This is a genomic window from bacterium (genome assembly GCA_035703895.1).
Taxonomy (GTDB): domain Bacteria; phylum Sysuimicrobiota; class Sysuimicrobiia; order Sysuimicrobiales; family Segetimicrobiaceae; genus Segetimicrobium.
The window spans coordinates 1-25,830 of record DASSXJ010000254.1 but is presented as its reverse complement, the minus strand read 5'-3'; the positions used below and the strand labels follow the sequence as shown (position 1 = coordinate 25,830).

General features: G+C 67.1%; 23 protein-coding genes. 1 reads left to right on the top strand and 22 read right to left on the bottom strand.

Annotated features, from left to right (window positions below; translation table 11 throughout):
* Together VFP86_17155 and VFP86_17150 are read right to left on the bottom strand one after the other, a co-directional pair.
* On the bottom strand, positions 1-533 hold a 533-nt coding region (locus VFP86_17155; GenBank protein ID HET9001371.1), incomplete at its 3' end, for a DUF1036 domain-containing protein.
* Positions 534-568: 35 nt separating this feature from the next.
* Positions 569-844, bottom strand: coding sequence for a hypothetical protein (locus VFP86_17150; protein ID HET9001370.1), 276 nt, complete (start codon positions 842-844; stop codon positions 569-571).
* Between the two features lie 521 nt (positions 845-1,365).
* Here VFP86_17150 and VFP86_17145 point away from each other — a divergent pair.
* Positions 1,366-2,397: a LacI family DNA-binding transcriptional regulator gene (locus tag VFP86_17145; GenBank protein ID HET9001369.1), complete on the top strand. Its 1,032-nt coding sequence runs from the start codon at positions 1,366-1,368 to the stop codon at positions 2,395-2,397.
* Positions 2,398-2,410: 13 nt separating this feature from the next.
* Here the strand turns inward: VFP86_17145 and grdA are convergent, their stop codons facing one another.
* The 20 genes from grdA to VFP86_17045 form a co-directional block, all read right to left on the bottom strand.
* The gene (grdA, locus tag VFP86_17140; GenBank protein HET9001368.1) at positions 2,411-2,881 is read right to left on the bottom strand and encodes a glycine/sarcosine/betaine reductase complex selenoprotein A; all 471 of its coding nucleotides are present in this window, start codon (positions 2,879-2,881) and stop codon (positions 2,411-2,413) included.
* A gap of 26 nt (positions 2,882-2,907) precedes the next feature.
* Positions 2,908-4,317 (bottom strand): glycine/sarcosine/betaine reductase complex component C subunit beta, encoded by a 1,410-nt coding sequence (gene grdC / locus VFP86_17135; GenBank protein ID HET9001367.1) that lies wholly within the window; start codon positions 4,315-4,317, stop codon positions 2,908-2,910.
* Positions 4,307-5,665: a glycine/sarcosine/betaine reductase component B subunit gene (locus tag VFP86_17130; GenBank protein HET9001366.1), complete on the bottom strand. Its 1,359-nt coding sequence runs from the start codon at positions 5,663-5,665 to the stop codon at positions 4,307-4,309. The genes grdC and VFP86_17130 overlap by 11 nt, the downstream gene beginning before the upstream one ends.
* Complete coding sequence (locus VFP86_17125; protein HET9001365.1) at positions 5,662-6,969, bottom strand: glycine/betaine/sarcosine/D-proline family reductase selenoprotein B; 1,308 nt, start codon at positions 6,967-6,969, stop codon at positions 5,662-5,664. The genes VFP86_17130 and VFP86_17125 overlap by 4 nt, the downstream gene beginning before the upstream one ends.
* A 154-nt stretch (positions 6,970-7,123) precedes the next feature.
* A complete protein-coding gene (locus VFP86_17120) occupies positions 7,124-7,978 on the bottom strand; it encodes an ABC transporter permease (protein ID HET9001364.1) in 855 nt (284 codons plus the stop codon).
* On the bottom strand, positions 7,962-8,906 hold the full coding sequence (locus VFP86_17115) for an ABC transporter permease (protein HET9001363.1): 945 nt from the start codon (positions 8,904-8,906) through the stop codon (positions 7,962-7,964). The genes VFP86_17120 and VFP86_17115 overlap by 17 nt, the downstream gene beginning before the upstream one ends.
* A gap of 30 nt (positions 8,907-8,936) precedes the next feature.
* Entirely contained in the window at positions 8,937-9,734 is a 798-nt protein-coding gene (locus VFP86_17110; GenBank protein HET9001362.1) for a creatininase family protein, read from the bottom strand.
* A gap of 14 nt (positions 9,735-9,748) precedes the next feature.
* Positions 9,749-11,317 carry an ABC transporter substrate-binding protein gene (locus tag VFP86_17105; protein ID HET9001361.1) on the bottom strand — a complete coding sequence of 523 codons (1,569 nt, stop codon included), beginning with the start codon at positions 11,315-11,317 and terminating at the stop codon, positions 9,749-9,751.
* Between the two features lie 38 nt (positions 11,318-11,355).
* The gene (locus VFP86_17100) at positions 11,356-12,339 is read right to left on the bottom strand and encodes a Gfo/Idh/MocA family oxidoreductase (GenBank protein ID HET9001360.1); all 984 of its coding nucleotides are present in this window, start codon (positions 12,337-12,339) and stop codon (positions 11,356-11,358) included.
* Complete coding sequence (locus VFP86_17095) at positions 12,330-13,484, bottom strand: zinc-binding dehydrogenase (protein HET9001359.1); 1,155 nt, start codon at positions 13,482-13,484, stop codon at positions 12,330-12,332. Before VFP86_17095 ends, VFP86_17100 begins: the two co-directional genes overlap by 10 nt.
* A 16-nt stretch (positions 13,485-13,500) precedes the next feature.
* On the bottom strand, positions 13,501-14,613 hold the full coding sequence (locus VFP86_17090) for a mandelate racemase/muconate lactonizing enzyme family protein (GenBank protein HET9001358.1): 1,113 nt from the start codon (positions 14,611-14,613) through the stop codon (positions 13,501-13,503).
* A gap of 24 nt (positions 14,614-14,637) precedes the next feature.
* A complete protein-coding gene (locus tag VFP86_17085; GenBank protein ID HET9001357.1) occupies positions 14,638-15,798 on the bottom strand; it encodes a Gfo/Idh/MocA family oxidoreductase in 1,161 nt (386 codons plus the stop codon).
* Positions 15,795-17,066 (bottom strand): DegT/DnrJ/EryC1/StrS family aminotransferase, encoded by a 1,272-nt coding sequence (locus tag VFP86_17080; GenBank protein HET9001356.1) that lies wholly within the window; start codon positions 17,064-17,066, stop codon positions 15,795-15,797. Before VFP86_17080 ends, VFP86_17085 begins: the two co-directional genes overlap by 4 nt.
* Before the next feature lie 165 nt (positions 17,067-17,231).
* On the bottom strand, positions 17,232-18,782 hold the full coding sequence (locus VFP86_17075) for an NAD(P)/FAD-dependent oxidoreductase (GenBank protein HET9001355.1): 1,551 nt from the start codon (positions 18,780-18,782) through the stop codon (positions 17,232-17,234).
* A 39-nt stretch (positions 18,783-18,821) separates the two neighbouring features.
* On the bottom strand, positions 18,822-19,694 hold the full coding sequence (locus VFP86_17070) for a carbohydrate ABC transporter permease (protein HET9001354.1): 873 nt from the start codon (positions 19,692-19,694) through the stop codon (positions 18,822-18,824).
* The gene (locus tag VFP86_17065) at positions 19,687-20,580 is read right to left on the bottom strand and encodes a sugar ABC transporter permease (GenBank protein ID HET9001353.1); all 894 of its coding nucleotides are present in this window, start codon (positions 20,578-20,580) and stop codon (positions 19,687-19,689) included. The genes VFP86_17070 and VFP86_17065 overlap by 8 nt, the downstream gene beginning before the upstream one ends.
* Positions 20,581-20,707: 127 nt before the next feature.
* Entirely contained in the window at positions 20,708-21,997 is a 1,290-nt protein-coding gene (locus VFP86_17060) for an extracellular solute-binding protein (GenBank protein ID HET9001352.1), read from the bottom strand.
* 354 nt (positions 21,998-22,351) lie between these two features.
* A complete protein-coding gene (locus tag VFP86_17055; protein ID HET9001351.1) occupies positions 22,352-23,761 on the bottom strand; it encodes an FAD-dependent oxidoreductase in 1,410 nt (469 codons plus the stop codon).
* Between the two features lie 36 nt (positions 23,762-23,797).
* A complete protein-coding gene (locus tag VFP86_17050; protein HET9001350.1) occupies positions 23,798-25,240 on the bottom strand; it encodes an FAD-dependent oxidoreductase in 1,443 nt (480 codons plus the stop codon).
* A 227-nt stretch (positions 25,241-25,467) separates the two neighbouring features.
* A partial coding sequence (locus tag VFP86_17045) for a hypothetical protein (protein HET9001349.1) occupies positions 25,468-25,830 on the bottom strand: 363 nt, incomplete at its 5' end.

The following is a 25,830-nucleotide window of genomic DNA, read 5'->3' as shown; positions in this document are numbered from 1 at the left end:
ACGGTGAAAGACACCTTGTAGTCGCGATCGTTGGCGGCGCGAAGACAGGCGCCGCCGCTCGGCGCGGACGGCGCGGGTTGGCCGCCTGCGGCAGGTGTGTCGAGCGTCAGGTTCAGCGGGTCGGCGTCGCTAAAATAGTGGAACTTCTGCCGCACGTACGGGCTCGGGCAGGCGGATCCACTGTCCGCATGCGCGATCGTAAACTTGTTGTGCGGATCGATGCACACCTGGACCCCGTTGTCGCTGGTCCACTCGGACGACTTGTTTTCGGTTTGGGCGTAGTAGTACCGGTGCCCTTCAAACGAGCGGTTGGGGAAGACCCGCGCGCAGACGCCGGGAGTAAGCGTCCACCACCCCTCCGAGACGAAGAAGTCGCGGTCGCCGCTGTAGTACGCGATCGCCAGAAACAGCTTCTCGCTCGTCCGATTGCAAATTTGGTAGCCGCCTCGCGCGGACACGGGGTGCGCCGTCGTGAGAAGCGAGAGAAGCGCGAGCACGCAAGCGCTCGAGATTATGGCACGAACGCGCAACATCGAATCTGCCTCCCTCCCAGAGAGCGGGCTCGTCGTTACGGCATTGCTTGTTCGGAATTGAGGGCGTTCATCTGTCCCCGCTGATCCATCACCAGTACGAAGCGAGTTGGGTCTAGGTGGACGCGGTTGCTGCTCTTGTTTTCTATGACGAGGCCAATCTCAAACAGCATCTGCGGCCTCACTGGAGTAGCGGCCACCGAGAGCACGTCGTTCACAGCCGTAATAGTCCCCGATACTGACCGTGCAGTAGAGACCGATACGCACATTCCGACTATGATGCTTAATACCAAGGCAATCGCTTGCCCCTTCATCACCCACCTCCGTTATGGCTGTATGCCCAGAAGTGTCACCAAACACGCGCAGCGCCGGGCACTGCCACAGACGGACATTTGGGTCCCTCCCGCCAAACTGCGAGGCTAATAAACAGAGGTGTAGGGGCCTGTAGGGCTTTGGACCTCTAGGGTTCGGAGGTTTCCTGTAAGCAAAGTCGCAGACGCCAGAACGGCCCGCGCTCGCTTAACCTGAAAGATGCGTCAATTTGGTGGCGGGGCTGACCGAGACACTTTAAGAGGAAATTCGACTTTGGTGAATTGCCGCATCCTAGACGGCGCCCCTACTATGGCATTGGCGCGAACAATGCGCGGCGCGAGATGGAGCCGATGAAGACGTGGCAGCGGTCAGAGGGGTTTACGACGATCGAGACGGTGATCGTCATCTCCGGCCATGAGGCAGCCGTCTCTGGCAGAGGAGGGTGGCGGCCGGAGGACGAGCGGGGGGGTCCGGAGAACATTGGGGGCCAAGAGAGGAGACAACGCCGCTGCCAAGCCAAAGTGTGACCATCGAAGACGTTGCCAAGGGCGCCGGCGTTTCCGTTGCCACCGTCTCCCGAGCCCTGCGGGACCAGCCGCAGGTCAACGAGCGCACGCGCAAGCGCGTCATCACCGTCGCCCGACGCTTGGGCTACATCCCGAACCGAGCGGCCCGGAGTCTGGTCGTCCGCGCGACGCAGACGCTCGGCCTGCTGATCCCCGATGCGATCGATCCGATCCATGGGGAAATCGTCACGGGCTTCGAACAGGAGGCCGCCGCGCACGCGTATACGGTGATGCTGGCCAATGGGTTCGACGACCCTGCACACGAGCACCGCGCGCTCGAGATGTTCGCCATGCACCGCGCCGACGGGATCGCGCTATTGGGTAGCATGGTGCGGCAGCGGGAAACCCGGCTCGTGACGCGGGCCACCCCCGTCGTGTTCCTCAACGGCGAGCACCCTCACCTCGCCGGGTACCAATCGGATCTCGCCCAGGGCTGCATACGGGCCGATGACATTCAGGGCATGGACGCGGTGATGCAGCACCTCTTCGAGAACGGGTATCGGCGACTGGCCTACGTCGCGGGTCAGGGCAACGCGTCGGATCTGACGCGCCGCGACGCCGTCGCTCGCGCCCTCAAGACGGTGAGTGGTGCCGAGCCCCTCCGCGTCTACGACTCCCCCCCTCAGCGCGGGGAAATCAACGGATCCTTTGCCGCGGCGATCGCGAAGGACCGACCGGACGCCCTGATCTGCTATGATGACAAGCTCGCCTTTCAGATCATGGACCTGCTGCGGGAGCACGCGATCGTGGCACCGCGGGACATCGCCGTCGTCGGGTTCGATGATATCCCGTTCGCGCGGATGGCCAATCCCCGGCTGACGACGGTCGCGCAGCCCGCGGTGGAGCTCGGACGGCGCGCGGCGGCTATGCTCTTGACGGCGATTCGCACCGGGACGATGCCCCCGTCGATCCAGTTGCCCGTGCGCCTGGTCATCAGAGAAAGCACGGTCAATCCCGCCGCCCCGCACGGCACGCGGCCCCGCAACTAGCCGGGGACGGCGGCTACGGAGAGATCGTCTCGGCGCGCACTTTTTCGAGGGCGGTCACGATCTCCGCCTTATCGAGCACAAACTCCAGCGGGCCGATCTCTCGCTCGTAGACGTCGGCGGGGATCGCTTCCCGCACACGATCTTCAAGGATGTGGTAGCTCGGGAGTCCCAACGGGATCCCGGCCAAGGCCCCAGCGTAGCTCGGATCGCCCTGCGACAGCGTCAGCGCGGTCATCAAGGTGCTGCCGGCCGTCGGCGTGCCGAGCAGGACCAGCATCTGCTCCCGCGCTCCGCTTTCTGCCACGCGCCGGATGGCGTCCTGCTCCTCCAGGTCCATGGCTCCTGCCGACGTTCAGGCGAAACACTGGGTCGCGACATAGATGACGCGGGCGCCGGCGCTCTCCGCGCACGCCTGGAGTGCCTGACCCGGGATGCCGTCGCGCTCACCCAAGGCCAGCACCAACTTGTCTCTCAAGTCCACCATCGCTCGATCGCTCCTTTCCATCATTGTCAGGGTGCGTTCCGTTCAAGGAGGAGGCTTGCGCCGTCCGCCATCTCTGTCATCCGTCCGAGGAAGAGGCTGCCCTTCGCGACCAACTGTACCAGGCGGAACTTACCGCTGGTCAGGCCGGCGATCGCGTGTGGGAGATAGGGAATCGCCGAAGGGATGTGGCCCTGGGTGGGCGAGAATCCGGGCAGCCCGTGCCGGCGCACGAATGCCGGGATGCCCTCCCGGTCGATCTCGCCCGCCTGCGCGGCGAGGGCGGCGATCACTTGATAGTTCCTGCGCGGCACATCGCCGGAGCCGGCCGGCTCGGTGATGTCCGGGTTGTGCAGCTCGACGGCAAAGCGGTCGACATCGCTGAGCCGCAGCCCGCGGGCCCGCAGCGGGGCCTGGGTCAGCGCGGCCGCCATCTGATGCGGCGCCGCCCCATCGCCGATCCGGTGCACCGCCGCCGCCTCCAGGGCGATCACCGGGCTCAGGCCGTCATCCGCAACCACGTCGATCGCCACCCCCACCAGCACGTCCTCCAAGATGGGATACCCGGAGGCGAGGTGCCCGAGGAACTTCATCCCCAGCTTCGCGAGCGAGCCTCCCGCCACAACGACGACCCGCCGGTGCACACCGCTCGCCACGAGCGATGCGGCGATGATCAGCGCATGCACAGGCCCCGCGCAGAACGCCTTCACGTCCGCGCCGCCGGCGGTGCGGATCCCTGCCAGCTCACCGATGGCCTTGGCCAGATTCCCGCCCCCGCGCTGGTAACGATCGCCGACGGCTTCCTCCCCGCACCCCAGCAGGAAATCCACCGGCTCGTCGCCGGCGACGTCATCGAGGAGACGCTGCAGGGCCAGTGCGCCCGTGGCCTTGGTCGCCAGGTTCTCCAGCAATACCGGCGCCGCGAGCGACTCATCCTGCGCGTGCCCGGGAAGGACGACGCCGATCCACCGGTCCCCTCCATCGCCGATGGGTTCCCCGCCCGAGGCGACCGCGCTGCGGAGGGCGCCGGGCGACGCCGTCGCGATCCGGGTACCGCGCAGCAGCGGCTCGGCCCGCACCGCGAAGGCTTCATCGAAGCGCATCAGCCGGCCGGCATCGGCGCGCGCGAGCCATGCATAGAACGCGGATTCGTCGATCACGGCCCCGGCCGGTCCTTCGTGGGGCGCCTCAGTCTCGGGCTGCGCGTGCCAGGGGCGCGGGAGGCTCCACAGATCTTCGGGGGCCCGGTTGCCGATCATGACCTGATGGGGGGCGTACGCCACCGCGTCTCTGAACGTGCGGAGGCGCTCCCGAATCCGCCCCCGAAGGTCGCCGCCGCGGATGGCCATCTCGCGGCGCGGCTTCGAGCCGGCATAGACGAGGTTGGGGACGTGGGCCAGCACGAAGCGCGTGGCGCGGATGACCGGCCTAGTAATCATGGTAGCTCTGCCGGCCGAGACCGTAGTTGTCGAAGTGGCCGAAGATGGGCGAATAGGCTCCAGAGAGCAATTCCAAGTCTAACGGTCCCCCGGCAGGCGTGCGCAGCTCCGGACGCTCCTGGTCGAACGTCATCTCGGTCCCACCGACCACGCGTCCCACCGGGGGGAGCGCGTCGGTGGGCGCCAGCGTCCCAGTGCTGACGATGGCATCCGCCTCGGGCACGCTGAACAGCAGGGGGGGCTCGTCGGAGCCCGTCTCGGCGAGCTCGGGCCTCAGCCGGACCACCTTGATGTCGGACTCGATGGTGAGGAAGACCGTCTTGATGCCCGCGCGCTCCAGTTCCTGAATGGTGAGCATCACCTCGACCAGATCGTTGCCACCGTGGTTCCACGTCACCAGCGCGCCTTGGGCATCGAGCATCTGGGCCAGCTTGACGGTCTGGTACGCGGACAATTGCTTTTCCCGGAGCGCCCCCCACCTGGTTCGCGAGATGATGCATCCTACCCAGTCGAGCGTGCGCGCGTGGTGGGCGTACAGCGCCGCCAGTACGGGATTGTTCACCTGCAGCCAAGTGCACTTGCCCGGGTAGCCGACCACCGCGTCGCCGGCGATGGCGCCGTCGAGGATCTCGTTCGGGTGCAGCAGCACGGGAAGCGCGTGAGGTGTGAAACCATAGATGCCCGTGCCGATGCCGGGCACCATCGACGCGTTCAACGTGTGCACGTGGACGACGCGGGGGAGGGGGCCGGTCCCCGGTCGGAGCCCGTAGGACTGGCGCCGCACCGGTTCGAGCGGGGCCAGCACCGCGGCGAGCTCATCGGCGACGCGATGACCGGCGAGGCACAGCGCGTCGTTCCACTCCGTGAGGTCCAGGTCCGGCTGGGTTTCGAGTGTCAGCACCACGTAGCGCAGGCGGCTGTACTCGGTGACGGCGCCGGGGCCGGACATGTCGATCAGGCTATCGGTCGCGGCGCTCACCGCCCGGCGGATGTGGGGGAGGACTTCCGAACAGATCATCACCCCGAATCCCTCGTACCGGAAGGTGAGGCCCGCGCCGACGGTGTCCGGTGGATGCCCGCAGATCCCGGGATACACATGACCCCGGCCGGTCACTTTGAGCCGCGGCTCGATCACATCCCGCACGTGGATGATCCGCGTGTCTTCACCCGGCTGAACCAGATCGACCGTGACGCCGCGGATCCGGGGGTCCTGCAGGACGAGGTCCGTGATGCGATCCGGATCGACCACCAGCGTCGCGGCCGACCAGCGGCTCGGTGAGCCGAAGGCGACGCGCTCGACGGGAAAGGTCCCCATCTCGAGCACGGTGGAGCGATCCACAGTCTTCACACCGCCCCCACCAGCGTCGGCTGGTCGACATCCAGGCCCAACGCTGTGAGCGCCCGCTCGACGATCCGGCGCCGCAGCGCCCGGTCCGCCGCCGCTGGCAGCGCCGGGTCGCCGCAGACGTGCTCGATCTTGACGCCCTGCACCACGCGGTTCGCCCCGGCCTGCAACGCCAACGGAGACAGCGCGCTGATCACCGCCACCGGGATGCCCACGCGGTCAATCTCTTTGCTGATCGTTGCACCGCAACGATTGCAGGACCCTCAGGTGGCGACGAGGAGAGCGGCGTTGACGCCCGCCGCGCGCAGTGCGGCCGCGATCTCCCGGCCATTACGCTTGCAGTCCGCGAGGCGCTGGTCGTTCCCTGTCGTCGTGCAGTAGAAATCCGCCATCCCGCCGATCGCCCCCTCGCGCTCGAGGTCCCGCAGCACATCGAGCGGCATAACGAGGTTGGGGTTCTGGCTGGCCATGGCATTGTAGAATCCGCCGTGCACGCACTCGAAGCGATCGCTGGTCAGCGCGTCCACGCCGCGGATCTCATACTTGGCCCACCGTGTCTCGCTGCAGCGCTTGAGGTAGTCGGGATTCCCGGTCGGGACGATCGCACCCGTCGTGACGACGGCGATGCGGGCATCGCGGAGATTCGGGACGGCCCTCGCCGGAGGCACCGCGTCGTACGCATCGACCGGGAGCTCCGTCCTGAACGGCCGGCCGCCCAACTTGGCCGCGAGCATCTCCACGGCGCGCTCGGCGCCTGGGTGCTCGCGCAGCCCGGGGCGCCGGACGCCCCGCGGCAGATAGCCCTCCACCCCCGCCGGCCCGAGGGCCGCGCCGGCGGCGAGCCTGCGTCCCAGCGTCAGCATCGCCCCAAGCGCGGGGGCCATTCCGACGGCCGAGTCCGCCGTCGGTACCACGTAGGCCCTCCGGTAGACGAGGAGCCCAGGGTTCTCGCGATGGAGACCGGTCACGGCGGCGACGCCGAGATCGGCGGCGATGCGGCAGACCTCCGCGCAGGCGACGCCGTACCGGCCGGCGGCGAACGCGGGTCCGGCCACCACGAGGTCGGGGCGGACCTCCTCGAGCCACGCCCGCACTGTCTCGCGGGCCTCCTCCGTCCGCTCGGCAAAGAACGTGTCGCCACACACGAGTGTGGAGATGAGCCGCCCGTTCTCTTTCAGCAAGCCCTGCAGGGCGCGGCCCGGCCCGACCGGCCCGTCGCGCCGCTCCGGCGGCCGGTTCGCGCTCTCTTCGCCGCCCCATCCGGCGAAGAACTGGTTGATGTAGTGCGCCACGTGCAGCACCGTCATACCGTCACCTGCCCAGCTTGGCCCCCGGCGAGACGGTGGCGCCCCGCGGGGCTCGCCCAGCGCGTCTCTCCCGAGACGAGCGCGAGTGAAAACGTTTACAGGAGAAATTTCGCGGCGCGGGCGGGCGGCTCCTGGTGACTCGGCCCTTCGTTCCTCAGGCACGCCAGACCCCGCGTGCGCGGTCCGACAGCGCGTTGAGGGCGAGCACGGACAGCGCGATAACCGTGCCGGGGAACACGCCGTACAGCGGGGCGGTGTACATGTAGTCCCGGCTCTCGCGGATCATCAGCCCCCAAGACGGCTGCGGCGGTTGCGTCCCCAGCCCGAGAAAGCTGAGGCTCGCCTCCAGCAGGATCGCGCGCGAGACCGCGATGGGGACCTGGACGAACACGGGCGACAGCACGTTGGGCAGGATCGTGCGGAAGAGCAGGCGCGCGTCGCCTCCGCCCGACGCCACGGCCGCCGCCACGTACTCCATGGCCTTCTCCGTCAGCGTCCCCGCGCGGGTGATGCGGGCAAACTGCGGCAGCGCGACGACCGCGACGGCGATCCCGACGTTGACCGGCCCGCGTCCCGTCATCGCGACCAGCGCCATCGCCAGGAGGACCGCCGGAATCGCCAGCAGGGTATCGACGACGCGCATGATTATCGTGTCGACCGTCCCCCCGGCGTATCCGGCCCACAGGCCGAGGGGAACGCCGAGGCACGCTGCGGCGATGGTGGAACCGAACCCGATCAGAAGCGCCGTGCGCGATCCGTACAGCAGCCGGCTCAAGATGTCGCGGCCGAATTGATCCGCACCCAGCAGAAAGGCGCGCGACGGTCCCGACAGCGGGGCGGCCTTGTTCATCTCCAGAGGGTCGTGGTGCGCGAGCACCGACGCGCCGGCCGCGGCGAGCACGAGCGCGGCGAGGAACAGGACGGCGGGGGCTGCGAGCCAGCGTCGCCGCCGCCGTGGGCCGGCCTGGGCCCCGACGGGCGTCCGGATCTTGTTATTGATAGCGGACACGGGGATCGAGCAGCCCGTAGGTCAGATCGGTGAGGAAGTTGATGAGCAAGAACGCCACGATCCCCACAAGGACGATCGCCTGGACGATGAAGTAGTCGCGCACCAGGATCGCCCGCCACAGTGCGCTGCCCATGCCCGGGATGGCAAAGACGGCCTCGGTGATCACCGCCCCGCCGATGAAAAATCCGGCCTGGATCCCGAAGACGGTGATGATCGGCACGAGGGCGTTTCGCAGCGCGTGCCGCCACACGACCGCGCGCTGCCGCAGCCCCTTGGCCCGCGCCGTGCGCACATAGTCGCGGTCGAGCACGTCCTCGAGCGAGGCCTGAATGAACCGGGCCATCACCGACGCCACGCCGAGCCCCAGCGTCACCGCCGGCAGGATCAAGCTGCGCGCCCATTGGCTCGGGCTGTCGGTCAGCGGGATGAAGCCGGACGGGGGCAGCCATCGGAGGGTCACGCCGAACAGCGTCGACAACAGGATCCCCACCCAGAACACCGGCGCGGCCAGGGCCAGGCCGTGATAGCCTGTGAGCAGCCGCGCCAGCGCGGACCGCCGGTGGGTGCTCGCGTAGACGCCGCTCGGCAGCGCAATCAACAGGACGACCGCCGTCGCCCACGCCGAGAGCTGAAGCGTAATGGGAAACGCACGGCGGATGGTGTCGAGCACGGGCATGCCGTTGATGAAAGACGTGCCCAGATCGCCGTGGAGCAGGCGGCCGACCCAGCGGAGGTATTGAACCGGGACCGGCTCGTCCAGCCCGAGGTAGGCGTGCAACGCCTGGAGCTGGTCCGGCGTGGCCTTGTCCCCGAGAATGATCAGCGCCGGATCGCCGGGGAGCCCTCCGATCATCGCGAAGACGAGCAGCGACGCCAGGAACGCGGTGACGACGGCCTCGAGGCCCCGGCGTGCTACGTACGCCCCCAGGACATCCTCACCTCCGGCATCGGGCCGCGGTCATGGTGCCCGCAGACCGGTGAGCGTCTCCGTCGCCTTTGCGGCGATGCTGCGGGCTTCCCCGTCGACGTCACGACGCCCGCGCTCCGCGGTCGCGTGGCGCGGGTCCCACTCCGCGGCGACGGCGAATCCCGGCGACGGCTCACCGACGATCGTCGGCCGGTCCAGGATGCCGAACGCCACGTAGGGCAGAGGCTCCGGGAGGGCGGGAAGCGCGCCCAAGTCGACGGTCTCCGGATGGTAGGCCAGCAGGAACGACGTCTCCCCGATCGCGGCGTGCTCGCGGTAGTTCGTGTCGTAGAAATACCCGGTCAAGAGGACCGTGACGCGGCCCGGCTCGGACTGCTCCGTGGCGATCCGCTGGAGGGTGGCGCGATGATTCGGCGCACCGTGCCCGTTGACGATCACGATCACCTTGAACGCCTGCCGTTTCAGCACGCGGATGATCTCGTGAACAGCTACCCCCATCACGCTCTCCTCCGTGTAGAGGCTCGGAAGCGCGAACCCGGGGTAGTCCATGCCGAGCACCCGCTCGTCCCCCGCGAATCCGCGGTGGCGGAGTCGTTCGGCGTCGGTGTAGGTCTCGGTTCCGAGGGGCAGCGGAGGGAGGACGACGCCGCCGGTCAGCCGTGCGGCCTCGAGCGCCATCCTGTACGCGTGCAGCATGTCCATCCCCACCGGCAGGTGGGGCCCGTGCCACTCCAACGGCCCGATCGGCACGTAGGCGATAGGCGCGCGGGCGCGCGCCTCGATGATCTGCTGCGGACGCATCAACTCATAGCGGGACGGTTCTGCCACGGCGCGACCTCCCGCTACTTGTCCAGCCAGGCGGCCCGCAGGCTCATGATCAACTGAGGGTCTACCGAAAACCCGCGGACGGCCTTGCTCAAGCCGTACGTGGGCAGCCGAAGCGCGATCGGCACCACCCACGACTGCTCGAGCAGGAACCGCACCGCCGCACGCAGGGCGGTCCATCGCTCGGCCGGTTTGAACGAGGCGGTGAGCCGGTTGAGGTGATCGAGGTACTCCTTGGGCGGTCCCGACCCGATCCACGACGGGTTGGTCTCGTTGGCGCGAAACGCCGAACTGATCGTGAACTCCGTCGGATCGATCGTCGCCAGCGTCAGGAAGGTCACGTTGAGATCGAAGTCCCCCTTGAAGTAGACGGGGAAGTACGCCGACGGCTCCATGATGTTCAGCCCGGCATCAATGCCGATTTTCCTGAGGTCGGCCTGGATGACCTGAGCGACCTGCGGCGTCTCAGGCGTGCTGGTGGAGCAGAGGATGTTGGTCTTGAACCCGTTCGGGAACCCTGCGGCCGACAGCATCTGCTTCGCTTTGGCGGGATCGAAGCCGAACTCGGCGTCGAGCTTCGGGTCGTACCCCGGCGCGTTCGGCGCGACGGGCTGCACCGTGGGTTTGCCGACGCCGCCGAGGACCGTTTTCGAGATGGCCGCGCGGTCGACGAGGTGTTGGAATGCTTGGCGCACTTTGATGTTGTCGAACGGCGCCCGCTTGGCGTTGATCGTGAGGATGTAGTACTCGTTGGGCACGGGAGCGGGGGTAATTGTGAAGCCGGCGCCCCGGAGCCGTTCCGCGTCCTTGTTGGGAATCGTGTGCGCGACGTCGATCTGCCCCGCGCGGAAGGCGTTCTCCATGGCCTGAGGATCGGAGTAGATCCGGCACACGATGCGGTCCAAGAGCGGGATGCCCGGCTGCCAGTACTCCGAGAACCTGGTGAGGGTGAGGTGGTCGCCCGGCACCCATTCCTCGACCCGGTACGGTCCGGTGCCGCCCCCGCGCTGCTTCACCGTCGCGAACACGGCCGGGTCGACCATGCCCCACCGGCCGATCTGGGCCAGGTAGTCGGGATGGGGCTTGGTGAAGCGGACCCGCACCCCGCTGGCGCTCATCTTCTCCGCGGAGGCCCAGTCGCTGAGCCGGCTGTATAAGCCGCCGCCCGTCCGCTGGTCCTTCACCCGCCGGAAGTTGGCGAGCAGCGCCTCCGCGTCAAATACGCCGCCCGAGTGCGTCCGCACCCCCTGGCGCAGTTGGAACACCACGCTCATCGCGTCGGGCGCCAGCTCCCAATACTCGGCGAGCTCCGGCCGCGCCTGGAGGGTGTCCGAGAACTTCACGAGGTAGTTGTAGACCTGATAGAACATCGGGACGTTGGCAAACACGACGTCGTTGGGGTCGAGGGAGACGATGTCCGTGTTGATGCCCACGGTAAGCGTCCCCCCGCGCCTCTCCGCCGCCGCGAGCGCCTGCCGGCCCAAGGCGCGATCGAGCAGCGGTCCGGCCATGCCCGCCGCGGCGGCCAGCCGTAACACCTCGCGCCGCGTCAGGCGGCCCTTCGGACCCACACCCTCGGTTCCCATCGCACACCCCCGATTTGTCTGGCTCCTGGCGTGGCGCGTTATTCGGCCGGTACGCTCTCTAGGGCGCCCCCGGCGGCGATGCTGGCGTAGGCGGCGTGGAGCACGGCCAGACTGCGGAAGGCGTCGTCCACCGTCACCGGCGGAGGGGCGACGCGGAGGCAGGCATCGATAAAGGCGCGATCCTCGTCCACGTACCCCCACAACGTCACCATGTCCGGCGACGGAAAGTGCTGCCACTCGGCCTGCGGCTGCTCCCGGGTGGTGTACCGCGCGCGGTCGAGATCCTCGCTGACGAGCAGGGCATGATCGCCGTACAGCTCGACGCGTTCCTGCGGTGCGGCCCACGACGCGTGGCCGCACGTCGAGAACGCCACGAGTCGGTCCCCCCGGCAGCGCAGGAGGAGCACAATGTCATCGTAGTCGGGGTAGCAGCTTTTGTGCCCATGTGCCGCCACCGACTCGATCGGCCCGACCAACCATGCCACCATGTCGATCAGGTGGACGGCCGTATCGTACATGAAGCCGCCGGAGACCGCGACGTTGGTATACCAGCTGGGCGTGAGCATATCGCCGTCGTTGATTTTCACGTTGGCCGAGTAGGGGATAAACCCGACGTCGACGTGCCGGCGCAGAAACCGATACGCGGGCGCCCACCGGCGATTGAACCCCATCTGGTAGACGCGGTCGCTCGTCCGGACGCGACGCAGAATCTCCCGGCCCGCGTCCAGCGTCGTCGCCATCGGCTTCTCCGAGAAGACATGCAGGCCCCGGTCCAGCGCCTCCAGCACCACCGCCCCGTGGTGGACATTGGGCAAGGTCACGAACACGGCCTGGGTCCCGAGGTCGGCGAGGTCGGCCAGGCTCCGGCAGGGGCGCGCGCCCACCGCGGCTGCGGCGGTGCGGGCCGCCTCGGCGGCGACGTCGGCCACCCCGACGATCTCGACCCGAGGATCCCCGCCGAGCGCCTGCAGGTGCCGGCGTCCCATGGTGCCGGCGCCGACCAGCCCGACCTTCACGCCCACGGGTCGATCACCACCTTCATCGAATCGGAGGCGATCGACTGCTTCACCGCGGCGTCGACATCGTCCAACCTGCACCGGTGCGAGACGAACTCGCGCACGGGATAGTGTTGCATGTATCGGAGCAGCTGCCGCATGCTGGGCCCGTAGCTGGCGACCTCCTCGCCTCCTACCCCCAGGATACGGACGTTCTTCGAGCAGAGATGCCGGTGGGGGTTGATGGCGACATCGCCGAGGTCCGAGAAGTTCCCCGCCTCGACCAGCATGCCGCCGGTCCGCAGCATGTCCAAGGCCTCCGGGATCACCTGGGGCACGCCGGCGCATTCCACCACGACGTCCGCCCCGCGCCCCCGCGTCACCCCGCGGACGAACGCCAGCCGGTCGTGTGTGGTGGTCTTCGCCGCATCCAAGGTGTGGTCGGCGCCAAGCCGCGCGGCCATCGCCAAGCGGTAGGCCGAGAGATCGACCGCAACGATCGTGCCCGCCCCGAGCATCCGGGCTTTCATCAGAAAGCACATCCCCAACGGTCCGACGCCGAGGACGACCACCGTGTCGTCGAACTGAAACGGCTCGTTCGGGACCGCGGAGAACTGCCGGGCGCGGTCCAGCCCCACGGTGACCGCCATCACCTCGGTCAGCACCGCGACCTCGGTGGGAAGTTCGTCGGGCACCCGCACGAGGAAACTGCCCGGCACCACGTACAGGTACTGCGACCACCCGCCGAACAGGTGCGGGGGATCGGCGGCGGTCATATTGTTGCCGTAGTCGACCATGCGCTCGCAGAAGTAGTAGGGGAAATCGTGCCGGCAATAGTAACACTGGCCGCAGACGACGTTGGCGCCGACGACCACACGGTCGCCCACGGAGAGCGGCACCCCCTCGGCGTCGGTGTAGGTCCCGTCTCCACCGATCGCGGCGATCGTCCCGACGTTCTCGTGACCCTGAATGATCGGAAACGGGATCGTCTTGGGCGAGGCCGAGCCCGCGTACTGCGTCGTGTACCCTTGGTAGGTGTGCTTGTCGGTCCCGCAGATCCCCGACAAGGCCATCTTGATCAGGACCGCGCCCGGTTTCGGCTCCGGCAGCGGGTACTCGCGGATCTCGTACCGGCCCGGAGCGACCAGCGTCGCGGCGCGCACACGTTCCACGCCTATCCGACCTCCATCAGTCGAAGACCCAGTCCTGCAACTCCACGCCCAGGCCCGGCCCCTGGGGCAGCCGCACGACGCCATCCTCGACCGTGAGCGGCTCTTTCAGCGTCTGCTGATACGCCGAGGCCGGGAACGCCGGCGGGTCGTGCGGGTATTCGAAAAATGTCGTATTGGAGATGGACGCGGCGAGATGCAGGTTTGCCACGGTCCCGAGTGGATCACCCCAAGTGTGCGGCGTCATCAGCACGCCCGCCGCCTCCGCCATCACGGCGAGCGCCCGGAGTCGCAGGAGGCCTTCGCACAGGGTCGCGTCGGGCTGCAGGATATCGTAGCATCCGTCGAGCAGCAGCCGCTGCAGCTCGGCGAATCCCTGATTGACCTCGCCGCCCGCGATCGGGATCGGCGAGGCGTCGCGAAGGCGCCGCAGTTCGGCGTAGGCGTGCCGCGGCAGCGGCTCCTCCAGCCACGTGACGCCGTACTCGGCGCACGCCCGCGCGGTGTCGAGCGCCCGATGATAGGTCCAGTGGGGACCGGGGAGCGGCGCGTCGTGCACATCCGTCTGATTGGCGTCCACCATGATCGCCATGTCGTCGCCGACGGCGCGGCGCACCGCGGCCACCTGCGCGACATCCTCCGCCAGCTGCTCGTTGTGGATGCGCAGCTTGATCGCCCGGAACCCTTCGTCGCGCAACCGGCGCGCGTCGTCCGCCCGCTGCGCCGGTGTGCGATTCTGCCCGGTGGACGCATACAAGGGGAGGGTGTCCTGCGCGCTCCCCAGCAGCCGGTACACCGGCAGCCCCGCCACCTTGCCGGCAATGTCCCAGAGGGCCAGCTCGACAAACCATACGGCCGTCCCAAAATACGGCCACAGGTATCTCAGCGTGGCGGCGTGTCGCTCGATCCGCAGCGGGTCCTCGCCGACTAGGAAGTCGGCGACGCGCCGCACGCACTGTTCCTCCGCGCCGAAAAACTCGTGCCCGGCGATGCCGTAGATCCCCGCGTCGGTGTCGATGCGCACGTATGCCAGCCGGATCTGCGTGACCATGCCGCCCGGCGCCCACGCCGGATAGAACGGTGCGGGGAGCGGGACATCGACCTGGCGGGTGCGTACTCGCGTGATCTTCACGCCGGGCTCCGGTCCGGGTGGGGTTCAGGCCTGCGAGGCAGCGAATCCGGCGAGGTCAACCCGGCGTCCTTCCCGCGCGGCCTGGTCGAGGAGGTCGCAGACGACGGCGCAGCGATGCCCGTCCTCGAACGTGGCGCCTTCCGGTCCGACCTGACCTTGCTCCGCCACCGCGGTGAGGAAGCGGTGCAGCTGGTGCACGAACGTCTGCTCCCAGCCGATGATGTGGCCCGGCGGCCACCAGCGCCCGCCGTAGGGGTGATGGTGCTCGGTCACCATGACCGTCCGGAACCCGTTCACCGCATCGCCTCGGAAGAACACCTCCAGCTCGTTCAGGCGCTCCAGGTTGAAGACGAGCGAGCCGAGTGTGCCGTTCACCTCGAGGGTCAAGAAGTTCTTGCGGCCGGGACAGAAGGTGCTGGCGTCAAGCGTCCCCACCGCCCCGCCGGCGAATTCGACCACCGCTTCGATCGCGTCTTCGACGTCGACGATCCCTTCTCCGCCCTGCGCGCGCGGGCGCCGGTCCACGAATACCCGCGCGGTCGCGCTCACCGCGCTCACGTCGCCCACGAGGAAATGCGCGAGATCGATCGCGTGAGCGGCCAGGTCGCCGATGACCCCGCTGCCGGCCTGCGCCCGGCTGTGGCGCCAGCTGTAGGGGACGGTCGGATCCACCATCGAGTCGTCGCAGAACCGCGCCCGGAAGTGATGCACCCGCCCGAGGCGGCCCTCCAGGATGATCTGCCTGGCGAGCAGCACGGCCGGGATGAACCGGTAGTTGTAGCCGGCCATGTGGACGACCCCGGCGCGCGCCGCGGCGTCCCGCATCTTCGCCGCCTCGGCGGACGACCGCGCCAGCGGTTTCTCGCAGAGCACGTGGAACCCCCGGGAGAGCGCGGCCACACAGGGGTCGGCGTGCAGGTGGTTCGGGCCGGCGTTGATGAGGAGCTCGACGCGACGGTCCTCGATCAGGCGGCGCCAGTCCGTGTACGCCGCCTGCGCCCCGTATCGTTGGGCCGCCTGCTGCACCCGATCGGCGGACCGCCCCGCCAGCGCCACCAGCACCGGGCGGACGGGGGGCGGCCAGAAGATGGTGGCCACGCGCAGGATCGCCTGAAGATGGGCCTTCGCTACGCCATCGTAGCCGATGACGCCGATCCCGATCCGCCGTTCCGCCTCGACCGTCACAGCACCGCCTGCGCGACCTTTCGGATTCCCGCGGTGATGTCCTCGACGTCCCGGTCCGTGAAGAGGGGGTGGATGTCGAGGTGGACCGCCCGCTTGAGGATCGAGTCGGTGCGCGGGAACTGGCCCTTGCGCAGCGACGCGCTCCCCTTGTACTGAGGGCACTCCCACGAGCACTTCCGGTGTGACAGGAGGCGCCGCTCGATGATCTGATCGAAGTGGTTGTACACGTGCTGCCCGCTCCACCACGGCACGCTCGCCGGAATGTTCTCCGCGATCAGGGCCCTCGCGAATCGCTCGGCCTGCGAAGCGGTGGGCGCGAAGAAGATCAACGTGGCAGCCGTCTCGCCGTCTTCGTCGGGGAGCTTTCGCAGCGCGATCCCGGAGATGCCGCGGATCTCGGCTTTGATGCGGCGCTGGTGCCTGCGCATTTGCTCGATGATCCAGTCCATCTTCTTCAGCTGCGCCAACCCGACCGCCGCCGTCAACTCCGTCATGCGGAAGTTGATGCCGATGATCAGCTGGCTGGCCCCGGGCGTTGTTTCGTCGAGCTCTTCCATTCGCACCGACCCCTGATCGTGGAACCGCACGGCCCGCTCGTACAGGCGGTCGTCGTCTGTGACCACGATGCCGCCTTCTCCGGTGGTGATGGTCTTGTGGTATTGGAGGCTGTAGGCCCCAAACTGGCCGAACGTCCCGAGGCGCCGGCCGCGGTAGCGGGCTCCCACGGCCTGCGCGGAGTCTTCCACGACCGCGAGATCGCGCTTTCGCGCTACGTCGACGATGGGCTGGAGATCGGCGGCGGCTCCCCGCATGTGGACGGGGACCACGGCCCGGGTGTGGGGGGTCAGGGCGGCCTCGAGCGCGGCCGGATCCATGTTGAGCGACTCGTCGATGTCGACAAACAGGGGGACGGCCCCGAGGATGACGACGGCGCTCACGGTGGCGATCCATGTATAGGTCGGCACCGCCACCTCGTCGCCCGGACCGATGCCCGATGCGGCCAGCGACGTGATCAAGGCACCGGTCCCCGACGTCACGGCGAGCCCGTGCTTGACCCCCATCATGTCGGCAAACGCGCGCTCCAGCCCTTGCGCGCGGTGGAGCGGACGCGGCCCGTAGTGGCGGAAGAGCGACTGGCTCTCAATGACCTCGAGGACCGCCGCCTTCTCCTCCTCGCCGATCAGCAACCCCCCGGGCCACCCGGGCAGGAGGGGGGTCGCGCGCACCGGTGTCCCCCCGTCGATTGCCAGACGCGCCGCTACCGCCATAGGAACCGCCTCCTTTACCGTAGCCGCCGGGCGACAGGATCGCGTGGGGCTGCCGCGACCGGGATAATCGCCGATGGACCGCAAACGTTTTCAGTGATCTTCGTGTCTTACGCTAAAAGTCCCTCCCACCCCGCGGGCAGGCGGGGGAGGACGAGCCTTCGCGCCTCATCCGCGGGGGCTGCCATCAGTCAGGATTGCCTGCGCCGCATTATGCCCGGGCGCGCCCGTGACTTCTCCTCCCGGATGCACGCCCGCCCCACAAAGGTAGAGACCCCCGATCGGTGTGCGGTAGTGTGTCCAACCGGGGAGCGGACGGTTGCCGAGAAACTGGCTCGGGACGATATCCAGATGCCGGATATTCCCGTTGGTCAACCCCAGGCGCTGCTCCATATCGAAAGGCGTAAAGAGCTCCCAGTCGATGAGGCAATCTCGGAAGTCCGGCACATACTCGACCAGCAAGTCAATCAACCTCCCGCCGATCTCCTCGCGCCTCGTCTCCCACGTCCCCTCCTTTAGACGCACGGGTGCGTACGTCGCCCAAACGGACATGCTGTGCTTCCCTTCAGGTGCCATCGTGGAATCATAGCCTGACGGGATTTGCACATGCAAGACAGGTCTTTTCGCTGGCTGCCCACGCTTCGCGTCGTCCCAGGTCTGCTCAAAATATTCCACCGATGGGCACATCCTGACGAAGGCCACGTACCGCGGGTCGTAGTCGCCGTTGAAATAGCGGGAGAAATCGGGCAACCTGTTCAGGGCTGCGTGAAACTTGAGCGACGCGGCGTTCGTCTTGAGACGCTCGACGCTTTCCACGAAATCGGACGTCAAGTGCTTCCGGTCGATCAACTTCAAGAATGTGCGTTTGGGATCGGCGTTCGAGACAACGAGGCGGCTCCGGATTTCCGTGCCATCTGCCAACCGGACTCCTATGGCGCGGCCCTGCTCGACGAGTATCCTCTCGACCGTGATTCCCGTGTCCACCGTCGCGCCGAATGACCGCGCCGCGGCTGCCATGGCCTGCGTGATGGCCCCCATCCCGCCTTTGACGATGCCGACATTTTCTGGGGGATTCAGGGTTTCGCAACTCATGTACGCGCGGACCCAGGCGCTACCAGGAGAGGCTGGGTCTCCGGAGTCCTGAGCGTAGACCAGGGCGCCGCGCACGGCCTCGTTCTCGAAAAAGCCGATCACAATATCCTTCATGCTCGCGCTGACCAACAGGTCCAAAAAGCCCTCGTCTGGTGTGCCTCGGACCTTTGCCCCCAGCTCCGCAAGCGTCGGAGGCGGGGTCAGGAGGTACGGCTGGATCAACCTGGCTGCCCGTTCCCAAAAGGCGACCCATTTGGGATAGGCGGAGGCGTCACGCTTCGAAAACTGCCCGATGGCATCCTGTGTCCGCTCGACCGCATCCCACATCAGGAGCCCGCGTCCATCTGGAAATGGATAGAACATCTGCGGGTCGAGATGATAGACATGGAAACCGTGGCGGCGTAGCGCCAGGTCTTCGATCACCTTCGTTTGCAGAAGGTGGCAGTAGTACGAGCAGGCAGAGAATCGATGTCCAGGAAATAACTCCTCCGTCACGCATGCGCCGCCGAGGACGTCCCGTCGTTCCAACACCAGGACATTCAAGCCCGCCTTCGCAAGGTACGCGGCACAGACCAATCCATTATGACCGCCGCCGACAATGATCGCATCTTGCGCCGTTGCGTTCAATTCGCCACGCCCCTCATCTGAGCAGAATTCAGAACCGTGTTAACTTTTTAGGGCACCGGCGGTGAGGCCCCGCACCAGGGCGGCGCGGAAGGACAGCACGAAAAGAATCACGGGCACCGTCATCACCACGCCGAGCACGGCCAGCGATCCATACTGCAGTTTCTTGTAACCGGTATCGAAGGACATGAGCACCACCGACCCCGTCTTGGCGTTGAGACCCGTCACGACCAATGGGAAGAGGAACTCGTTCCAGTTGAAGATGAAGCTCAGGATGAACGCCGTTAGCAGGCCGGGGCCTGCTAGGGGAAGCACCACCCGGGTGACGATCGTCGGCAGCGAGGCGCCGTCCAGCGCCGCGCTCTCCACCAGCTCCCGAGGGATCTCGTCGAAGAACGTGCGCATCACCCAAATCGCCAACGGAATCTGAAAGCCCGTGAAAAGGATGATCAGTGCCGTCCTCGTGTCGAGGAGGCCGAGCGTTTTCATCGTGAGTTGAATCGGAATCAGGGTCGTGACCGGCGGGAACATCCGCGGCAACAGGATCAGCAAGAACAGGGCCGCCTTGCCGCGGAAATCCAGGAAGCTGAACGTGACTCCGGCTAGACTGGCGAGAATCAGCGTGAACAACGCTCCCGTCGTCGAGGTCACAAGACTAGTCCAGATCGGAGCGCCGAAATTGCTGATGACGACATCGCGATAGCGCTCGAAGGTGGGCCAAAAGATCAAGACGGACCGCTCAACCATGAGGGGCTCGGGCTTGACGGATAGGAGGATCAGGTAGAGGAACGGGGGCAACGTCCAGGCTAGGACGAACACGGTGCCCAAGACGTGCCCCCATCGCGTTTTCCTGCCGACGTGGGCGACCCGTCCCCGGCCACCACTGCTGACGGCGTCGGACCCCACCTCAGACATTGGCCGACCTCAGCATCCGGCTCGAGTTGCGCAAATAGAGCCCGTACACGACCGCGAGCAGCACGAGCAATCCGGTGATCACCGTCGAGGCGTACCCGAGCTCGTACGCTTGGAACGCCTGTCTGTACACGTAATAGCTAACGAATCCCGTCGAGGCTCCCGGCCCGCCCCCTGTCATGACGATCACCTTGTCGAGCTCCAGCAGCGCGTCCATGAACCGGAGTCCCGCCGCGACGATGACCATGCCGCGGACCTGCGGCAGAACGACCCGCCAGAACAGTTGCCATCCCGACGATCCGTCGACCCGCGCCGCTTCATACTGCTCCCGTGGAATGGTCTGCATGGCCGAGAACAGCAACAGCGCTAACAGGGGCGACCATTCCCACGCGTCCGCGACCACGAGCCCGCCCAACGCCAAAACCGACGACCCCAGCCACTCGACCCGGGGCCCGTGCAGGACCTGGATGAGATACGGGATCGGGCCGATCGTAGGATCAAAGAGAATGGCCCAAATGGTCCCCACGACGACGGGCGCCATGATCATGGGGAGGAGAAAGATGCCCAGGAGCAGGTTCCGGGCGGGCGGGTCGCTGTCGAAGAATGCGCCCACGCCTAGCCCGACCAGCAGCTCGACCGCGGTCGCCGCGCCTGTAAACATCACCGAAATCCTCAGCGATTCCAGCAGGCCGCTGTCGTGGAGGAGGCGCCCGTAGTTCTGCAGGTGGTTCCACGTCGGGCCCGAGTCATAGACGATGTTGTACTGCGTGAAGCTGAGCAAGATCGTATACAACGCGGGGGCGATCCGCCAGGCCACCACGTAGAGGACCGCCGGGAGCATGAGCAGGAAAAAGTAGAACCGCCCCCGCCCAAGCGTCGCCCATCTCATCGCGCGCATACCCTGCGACGATTCATGCCGTTCGTGTCGTGCTCATGGGGAGATGGGGGCGCGGCCGCCTGGATTCCCCGCGACCGCGCCCCAGATTCAGATCCCTGGCGTTCGTTCTGGAGGAAAGCTATTTGATGTAATTGGCGCGCTTGAACAGGTCCACCACCTTGCCCTGCGCCTCGTTCATGGCGGCTTCTGGGGTCTTCTGTCCGGCGATCGCCGCGGACAGCGCCGTCTCGACCATCTCCTGCGCCTGGATCCACTCTTTGAGCGGCGGGATGAACACCGTCCAGGGTTTGCCCTTGATGACGATGCTCATCGCCGAGACGACCAACGGGTAATCCTTGGCGATTTGAGGATCCTCGATCACCGACGCGCGCATCGGGACCAGCGCCGGATATTCCTTCATGAGCTCCTTCGTGCCCTCGGTGGACAGGGTCTTTGCGAGCAGCTTGAACGTCGCATCTTTGTGGGTCGACAGCGCGTAGATCCCCGGGCCGTTCGCGTCGGCCACGTGGGCGTGGGGGCGCGAGGCGACCTGGGTCGGCAGGAGGGCATACTTCACCTTCCCGACGATTTTGGAGATCTTGGGGTCTTCAACGAGCGACAACGGGTTATCCAAGGCGTCCATGGTCAGGGCGCAGCGGCCCGCCGCCATGACTCGCTGGGTGCCGCCGCCGGTGTGGCCCTCCGATCCGGGCTGCTGGTACTTGTGGAGCCCCACGAAGTACTTGGCCGCCGCGATGCTCTCTTTGGAGTTGACGGTGGGCATCATGGTCTTCTGGTTGTAAATGAGGTCGGCCCCGAAGGCGACCAGGACCATCTCATAGCGGTGGAAGAGGAACCCACCGGGCTTGCCGGCCATGCAGATCCCGTAGACGTCTTCTTCCGCGGCCTTGCCACCAACCACCTCACCCTTCTTGCGCGTGAAGAACTCGGACTCGTCCATTAACTGCTTGTACGTGTCCGGCACGCCGAGGTCGTACCCGTACTTGGCCTTGAACGCCTTCTGCTCGTCCGTATTGGCCAGAAGATCAGAGCGGTAGCCGAGCATGTAGGGGGCCGCCAGCGTCGGGTACGCCCAGAGCTTGCCCTGATACTCGAGACCCGCGGTGGTCTCTTTGATGAAGTCATTCGGCTTCACGAGGCTCTTGTTCGCGGGGTTGGTATAGAAATCGCTGATGGGGGTGAAGATCTTGGACGCCGAGATCCCCGGGACCCACGTGTTATATGCGTAGACCATATCCCAGGTCTTGACGCCCGACTTGTAGTCGATCAGAGCCTTCTTGAAGACATCCTCCCAGGGCAGGTACTCGGGCTTCACCTCGACGCCCATGTCCTTACCCACGCGGTTCGCGACCTTGATAAACGCCTCCCATTCGTCAAACTTGGGCCCGAGGAACGTGAGGGTGGTCACGGACGCTGCCCGCGAGACCTGAAGGAATGGGCCCGCACTTACCATGCCCATCAGGACGGCTACGATTGCAACCGCGAGCCGCCGTGACAGTTGCCGCGATAGAAACATAACATTCCCCCTTTTGGGCTTGCGAGTATCGCAGTAGAAGCGATCTGGGATTTCCGTTTTGGGCTCATGCGCTCCTTCCGTAATGGAGGTGCCCAATCTAGCCTGCTGCCACCGACAGCGTCGCAACCTCTAGCAAATCAGCACGAACCATCTGGCTGCACGGGATCGCGAGACCCCTCCGTTCTCAATCACCGTCACCCTCCTTTCGGCGCACGACGTCTGCCGCCATCCGCGCGGTCCTGCGTCTCAAACCGGCGCGTTCGCGTAGAAAAGGATGGCATGCTGTTCTTCAAGTGTGCGTTGCACGGCGCCGACATCGACGCGGCGGGGCACCACTCCGGCGAGGGCGCTGACTGCGGCGATCGCCCCCGCGGCGTGTCCCGTTGCCATGCACACCGCCTGGCCGCGGACCGAGCCCGCGGGCTCGTGGGACGCTGAGATCGCGCGTCCCGCGACCACGAGGGCATCGACCGTCTCCGGGATGAGACAGCGGAGTGGGATCCCGTACGCGCGCTCGATTCGTCGGAGGGTGACGCCGTGCCCGCCGACCCGGGTGCCGAGGACCTCCGCCCCTGGGCGCAGGTCATGGAGATCGAGCGGGTAGGCGCCCCGCGCGACCGTGTCGGGAAAATCCCGACCCGCCAGCACGTCCTCGAGCGTGAGCACGTACTGGCCCACGACATGGCGAGACTCCCGCACGCCGACCCGCGGTGAAGAATCCAGTAGCCACGACCGGGCAAACCCGGGGACGCGGCGCCGGAGGAACTGGGCCACTTCGTACATTTGCCGCTGGGTCTCGACTTCTGCGCGACTCAGCGCGTCCGGGTCGGTGCCGTCTGTGCCGTGGACGCGGGTGGCATTGATCGTGACGACCCCCGGCACGGGCCCGGTTTCGATCCCGATCCGGTCACGCGGCACGGTCAGCACACCGGCGGCTCGGGCCTCAGCGACCAGGGTGGGAAACGCATCCATGACGACCGATGGGGCCTCGAGGTCACGAGGCCCGTAGTCGACCCCTCCCTGCCAGCGCTCCGGCAGGCTCATCTCCTCGGGATGCTCCCGGAGATACGCGAGCATCGCCGTGACGTCGACGCCGGCCATCCTGAAGATGCGCGTCGCCGGCTGCATCGCCCCGTCGATCTCGCGGCCGAGCACGAACCGCGCACCGGACCTCGCGGCGATGTCGGCGTCCCCGGTCGCATCGACGGTGGCTCGCGACGGCACGAGCTCCAGCCCCGCCTTGTCGGCGACGACCACGCCCCGAACCCGGTGGCCGTCCAGCAACACGTCGACGCAGAAGGCGTGAAGCAGGAGGTGCACGCCGGCCGCGAGCAGCATGTCGAGGAGCACCTGCTGCAGCGCCACTGGATCCGCGGCCGTGACCGACCCGACTTGGGTGTCGGGGCGATCGGCAAAGGCCGCCCCGGAGGCCGTCAGCCGATCGAGCGCCTCGGCCCCGATCCCCCCGAGCGCGCGCCGCCCACCGCCGTCGCTGACGCCCAGGAACGACATGCCCGTCGACGCCATCCCGCCGATCCGTCCCGACTGCTCGATGAGCAGCGTCCGGGCGCCCGTTCGGGCCGCGGCGATCGCGGCGATGGCGCCCGCGGTCCCCGCGCCGCACACGAGGACGTCCACCTCAGGGCGTGCGCGCATCGTCCCTGCCGGCGCTCCCGCTCACGCCTTCAACCATCACTCCAGCCGCTCCGGAGACGGCCCAAGGCGGCCGAGGAGACCGAGGTCGATCCCCAACGCCCGCAGCTTGGCCTGCACGGCCCCGATGTCGACGCGCCTCGGCGGCACTCCGGCGTGAGCCGCGAGCGCCGCCGCCACCCCCGCCGCGACGCCGGTGGCCATGGCCGACCCTTGGTTGCGAGTGTAGACGTCGGCGTGATGCTCCACGGAGATACACCGCCCCGCGACGAGCAGGCCGTCCACGTCCTGCGGGACCAACGACCGATACGGGATCTCGTAGACGAACATACGCGCAATGAGTTCCCGCGCCTCGATGTCTTGCGGACCGCCCTCCTTTCCGTCCGGAGGATGGCCGCCCTGCTGACGAGGGTTCTGCTGGTTGGCGTCGACGGCCACCACGTCGCTGTAGCGCCGTCCTTCGATGATGTCGTCCTCCGTCATGACGTACTCGCCGCGGATGCGCCGGGTCTCCCGGACGCCGATCGTGCTCGCGGAGTCGAGGATAAACGACCGTTCGAACCCGGGGATGCGCCCGCGGGCGAACGCGGCCAGCTGCAGCATCTGGTGCCGGGTTTCGATTTCCGCACGAGAGAGGTCTTCTGCTTTCGTGCCATCGACGCCGTAGACACGCGTGGCGTTCACCGTCAGCACGCCGCGCTCGGGAAGCACGGACTCAACCCGGAAGTAGTAGCAGTCCTGCCAGAGCTCCCCGCGCGCCTTGGCCTCCTCGACGAGCTTGAAAAACCCGAACACACGAATCATATGGTGGTCCAGGTCGAGCATGCACTGCAGCGGATCCGGCGAGAAGTCCTCTGGGTGCGCCTTGACGTAGTCCACCAGCCTCCTGACGTCGACGCCGCCCATGCGGAAAATCAGCGTCATCGGGCGCATCTTCCCGTCGCTCTCTCTCCCCTTCACGTACGGGGCGCCCGCACGAGCGGATACATCCGCGTCGCCGCTCGCGTCGACCGTCACACGGCTCAGCATGGCCTGACGCCCCGACTTGTTCTCTACGATGATCCCGCGGAGCACGCGGTCGTGCATCACCACGTCGCTCACCAGCGTGTGGAGGAGGATCTCCACGTTCGCCTCGGCGAGCATCTCGAGGGCGGTCACCTTGTACAGCTCAGGGTCGTAGACGACAAAGTCGCCGGGGATGGCGCCGCCGCGCGCGATCAGACGGTCGAACAACTCTCGGATCGGTCCCCGCGACGCCGGGTAGGGGACGTAGAAGAGGTTCATCATCGCGGAGGTCCCCGTCCCACCGAGCGACCCGAACCGCTCGGCCAGCAGGGTCCGCGCACCGCATCGACCCGCGGCGAGGGCCGCCATGACGCCGGCGATGCCGCCGCCGACGACGAGCACGTCGGTGTCGCGCGCGACAGGGACATCCCGCGAGGGCTCGACGATCCGGCCGGATGCGTCGATCAGGGCTGCCATGGTACCGTGACCCCTTTCATGACGACCGCCTGGTGGGGTCTTGTCGGAGGCCGGAAACCGCAAACGTTTCCGTGACGTTCGACGCGTGCGCGGACGGGCCCTTCCCGCGAGCGCCCGGGGCGCGCATGGGGCGGCAGGCACCGCCCTGCGCGCGAGGTCCGAGGTCGGGCGCGAACGAATGCCGGCCGGGACGCTCCGGCGCGCTACAGGCTCATGGAATCGACCGGCTAGGCCCGAGCGCCCGCGGTCGCAAACTCCTCTCGGCGCACGATGCGGCCCTCGAGGATGGCCCGATCGGCGGCGAGGCAGAGCAGCAGGTTTTCGAGGCCGCGCTCCGCTTCGTCGACGGCCAAGGCGTGGTCGCGGGCCTCGATCTGGTCCGCGAACGCGTCGTGGATACAATCGAAGCCGAGGTGGCCGTGGAGGCCATGGTACGCTTTCTCCGGATTGACTGTGTACTCGGTCCGATCTTGCGTAGGCCCCGAAAACATGACGAAGCGGCCGGCCTGCTCAGTGTCGCCGCGGATCTTCCCCCCGGTCCCCTGGATGCCCCACACGTTGTGCTCGGGTTGGTTGGTGAAGTAGGTGAA

Excerpts from the sequence above, each read along its gene's own strand:
- grdC (HET9001367.1), bottom strand. The coding sequence starts at position 4,317 with ATGATTACTAGGCCGGTCATCCGCGCCACGCGCTTCGTGCTGGCCCAC.
- VFP86_17050 (HET9001350.1), bottom strand. The coding sequence starts at position 25,240 with ATGGCAGCCCTGATCGACGCATCCGGCCGGATCGTCGAGCCCTCGCGG.
- VFP86_17105 (HET9001361.1), bottom strand. The coding sequence starts at position 11,317 with ATGGGAACCGAGGGTGTGGGTCCGAAGGGCCGCCTGACGCGGCGCGAG.
- VFP86_17055 (HET9001351.1), bottom strand. The coding sequence starts at position 23,761 with ATGCGCGCACGCCCTGAGGTGGACGTCCTCGTGTGCGGCGCGGGGACC.
- VFP86_17070 (HET9001354.1), bottom strand. The coding sequence starts at position 19,694 with ATGTCTGAGGTGGGGTCCGACGCCGTCAGCAGTGGTGGCCGGGGACGG.
- VFP86_17080 (HET9001356.1), bottom strand. The coding sequence starts at position 17,066 with ATGGCGGTAGCGGCGCGTCTGGCAATCGACGGGGGGACACCGGTGCGC.
- VFP86_17065 (HET9001353.1), bottom strand. The coding sequence starts at position 20,580 with ATGAGATGGGCGACGCTTGGGCGGGGGCGGTTCTACTTTTTCCTGCTC.
- VFP86_17150 (HET9001370.1), bottom strand. The coding sequence starts at position 844 with ATGAAGGGGCAAGCGATTGCCTTGGTATTAAGCATCATAGTCGGAATG.